The organism is Mesorhizobium sp. M7A.F.Ca.CA.004.04.2.1, assembly GCF_004022825.1.
Classification (GTDB): Bacteria; Pseudomonadota; Alphaproteobacteria; order Rhizobiales; family Rhizobiaceae; genus Mesorhizobium.
Window position 1 is genome coordinate 1 of record NZ_RZPH01000540.1, and the last position, 4,077, is coordinate 4,077.

General features: G+C 65.5%; 2 protein-coding genes. Both read left to right on the forward strand.

Translation table 11 applies throughout. The features are described 5' to 3' along the window. Positions 1 to 2,704: transglutaminase family protein (locus tag EN893_RS22020; protein ID WP_164901012.1), on the forward strand; the 2,704-nt coding region annotated here is incomplete at its 5' end. A 6-nt stretch (positions 2,705 to 2,710) separates the two neighbouring features. Further along, positions 2,711 to 4,077: circularly permuted type 2 ATP-grasp protein (locus tag EN893_RS22025; protein ID WP_164901013.1), on the forward strand; the 1,367-nt coding region annotated here is incomplete at its 3' end.

Consider the following 4,077-nt stretch of genomic DNA (forward strand, 5'->3'; position numbering starts at 1 on the left):
GGGAACGGCGATAGACTTCACCGATCTGCATGCCTGGTGCGAGGTGTATCTTCCCGGCGCCGGCTGGATCGGCTTCGATCCGACCTCTGGCCTGCTCACCGGCGAAAGCCATGTGCCGCTGGCGGCGACGCCGCATTTCCGCAACGCGGCTCCCATTTCCGGCTTGGCAAGCTTCGCCAATGTCGAATTCGGCTTCGAGATGCGGGTCGACCGCATCGCCGAACATCCGCGCATCACCAAGCCGTTCTCGGACGAAAGCTGGCAGGCTCTCGATGCGTTGGGCAACAAGGTCGATGCCGCTCTCGCGGCCGGGGACGTGCGGCTCACCATGGGCGGCGAGCCGACCTTCGTGTCGATCGACGATTTCGAGTCGGCCGAGTGGAACACCGCCGCCGTCGGTCCCACCAAGCGCGAAAAGGCGGACGAACTGATCCGTAAACTGCGCGAGCGCTTCGCGCCCGGCGGCTTTCTCCACTACGGCCAGGGCAAATGGTATCCGGGCGAAAGCCTGCCGCGCTGGACCTTTTCGCTCTACTGGCGTGCCGACGGCCAGCCAGTGTGGAGCGATCCGTCCCTGATCGCACGCGAAAAGAGCGAGGCCGATATCGGCCCGAAGCAGGCCGAAAGCCTGCTCACCGCGATTGCCGGCGAACTCGGCATCGACAAGACCATGGTCAGCGAAGCCTATGAGGATCCGGCCGAATGGCTGCTCAAGGAAGGCAAGCTGCCCGACAATGTCGATCCGTCCAACTCCAGGCTGGAGGACCCGGAAGAACGCAGCCGCATGGCGAAAGTGTTCGAACGCGGGCTGACCAAGCCGTCCGGCTATGTGCTGCCGGTGCAGCGCTGGAATAGCCAGGCATCGGATCCGCGCTGGCGCTCGGAAAAATGGAAGACGCGGCGCGGCCGGCTGTTCCTGGTACCCGGCGACTCACCCGTCGGCTACCGCCTGCCACTCGGCACGTTGCCCTATGTGCCGCCGGAGCAATTCCCCTACATCGTGCCGGTCGATCCGTCGCTGCCACGCGGACCGCTGCCCACGCGTGAAGCCATCCTGTCCTCGGCGGCTCCGGCTGAACTGGAAGGCGCCGACGAGATGGCGCGCCGCCAGCAAGCGGCATCGTTCACCGCTGCGACCGGCCAGCAGGACCGGGTCGAACAAGAGATCACCGAGATCGGCGGCGCGGTGCGCACCGCGCTTTCGGTCGAGCCGCGCGATGGGCGGCTTTGCGTGTTCATGCCGCCGGTCGAGGCGCTGGAAGACTATCTCGAACTGGTCGCTGCGGCCGAGAACGCGGCGAAGGCGATCGGCCTTCCCGTGCATATCGAGGGCTACGGCCCGCCTCACGATCCGCGCCTCAACGTCATCCGCGTCGCGCCTGATCCCGGCGTCATCGAGGTCAACATCCATCCTGCTTCCAACTGGCAGGATTGCGTGGCGACGACGACGGCGATCTATGAGGAAGCGCGGCAGACACGGCTTGGCGCCGACAAGTTCATGATTGACGGCCGCCACACCGGCACCGGCGGCGGCAACCATGTCGTGGTCGGCGGTGCGACACCCAATGACAGCCCCTTCCTGCGAAGGCCGGACCTGCTGAAGAGCCTGGTGCTGCAATGGCAGCGCCATCCGTCGCTGTCCTATCTGTTCTCCGGCCTGTTCATCGGGCCGACCAGCCAGGCGCCACGCTTCGACGAGGCGCGTCACGACTCGCTCTACGAGCTTGAGATCGCGATGGCGCAGGTACCGCATCCGGACCGGGGCAACGCACCCTTGCCATGGCTGGTCGACCGGCTGTTCCGCAATTTGTTGACCGACGTCACCGGCAATACGCATCGTTCGGAAATCTGCATCGACAAACTGTTTTCGCCGGACGGACCGACCGGTCGGCTGGGACTGGTCGAATTCCGCGGCTTCGAGATGCCGCCCAATGCACGCATGAGCCTCGCGCAGCAACTGCTTGTCAGGGCGATCATTGCCCGTGCCTGGAAGAGCCCGCTCGATGGCCGCTTCGTGCGCTGGGGCACCTCACTGCACGATCGTTTCATGCTGCCGCATTATGTCTGGGCCGATTTCCTCGACGTGCTCGACGACCTCAAGCTCAACGGCTTCGAATTCAGGCCCGAATGGTTCGACGCCCAGCTCGAATTCCGCTTCCCCTTCTGCGGTCAGGTTCAGCATGCCGGCATCAAGCTGGAACTGCGGCAGGCGCTCGAACCCTGGCATGTCATGGGCGAGCAAGGCGCGATCGGCGGCACCGTGCGTTTCGTCGATTCCTCGGTCGAACGGCTGCAGGTCAAGACCGAAGGGTTGAATCCGGAGCGCCACGCGATCGTCTGCAACGGCCGTATCGTGCCGATGAAGGTGACGGACAACAGAGAGGTCGCGGTGGCGGGCGTCCGCTTCAAGGCCTGGCAGCCGGCATCGGGCCTGCATCCGGCGCTGCCGGTCAACACGCCGCTGGTCTTCGACATCTATGACCGCTGGTCGGGACGTGCGGTCGGCGGCTGCGTCTACCATGTCGCCCATCCCGGCGGGCGCAATTACGACACCTTTCCGGTCAATGGCAACGAGGCGGAAGCTCGGCGGCTCGCCCGCTTCGAACCGCGCGGTCATACGCCATCCGCCTATGTGATCCGTGAAGAACAACCGGCGGAAGATTTCCCGATGACCCTTGACCTTCGGCGGCCGGCAAGACTCTGATCAGCGATGGCAAAGGGGAATCACAAGAGGGGACGCGGCAAGCCGCAGACCCACAGCCTGCTGGAGCACTACCAGCCGATCGACGGCGTCGTCGACGAGATGGTCGATGCGTCAGGCAATCCTCGCCCGGCCTGGAAGCATTTTGTCGAGGCGCTCGAGGAACTTGGCGCTGAAAAGCTCGGCCAGCGCTTTGCCCGCGCCGACCAGTATCTGCGCGATGCCGGCGTCTATTACCGCGTCTATGACAAGGCCGGTGCCAATGAGCGCGAATGGCCGCTGGCGCATGTCCCGGTTCTCATCGAGGAGAGCGAGTGGGCGGCGATCAGCGCCGGCCTCGTGCAGCGCGCCGACCTGTTCGAGGAAACCATCGCCGATATCTACGGGCCGAACCGGCTGGTCGAGAAAGGCATCCTGCCGGCGGGATTGATCGCCGCCAGCCCGGAATATTTGCGGCCTGTCGTCGGCACCAGGCCGGCCGGCGGCCACTTCCTGCATTTCTGCGCCTTCGAACTCGGCCGCGGGCCTGATGGCCGATGGTGGGTGCTGGGTGATCGCACGCAGGCGCCGTCCGGCGCCGGTTTCGCACTGGAAAACCGCGTCGCCACCACGCGCGCGCTGTCCGACATCTATGGCGAGATGCATGTGCACCGCCTTGCCGGCTTTTTCCGCCGTTTTCGCGACGCGCTGATCGGCATGGCCAAGGAAACCGACGGCCGCGTCGCCATCCTGACGCCGGGGCCGCTCAACGAAACTTATTACGAGCACGCCTACATCGCCCGCTACCTCGGCATCATGCTGCTCGAAGGCGAGGATTTGACCGTCTCCGGCAGCCGGCTGATGGTGCGCACAGTTTCCGGCCTGATGCCGATCAGCGTGTTGTGGCGGCGGCTCGACGCCGCCTTCGCCGATCCGCTTGAACTGCGCGCGGATTCGCAGATCGGCACGCCGGGCCTGGTCGAGGCGATCCGCCAGGGCGCGGTTGCTACCGTCAACGCGCTGGGCTCCGGCCTGATGGAGACGCGCGCGCTGCTTGCCTTCCTGCCCAAGATTTCACGGGCCTTGCGGGGCGAGGAATTGCTGCTGCCAAGCGTCGCGACATGGTGGTGCGGGCAAGCAACCGAACGCGCGCATGTGCTGGCCAACATCGATCGCATGGTGATCGGGCCGGCGCTGTCGACGAGGCTTGCCTTCGAGGACGACGATTCAACGAAGCTAGGCTCGGCTCTGTCGGCCGGGGAGCGGGCGGAACTGGTGGCGCGCATTGAACGTGATGGCGGCGATTTCGTCGGCCAGGAAGCGGTGACGCTTTCGACGACGCCCGTCTATGTCGGCGGCTGGCTGGAGCCGCGGCCAGCCAGCCTGCGCGTCTACCT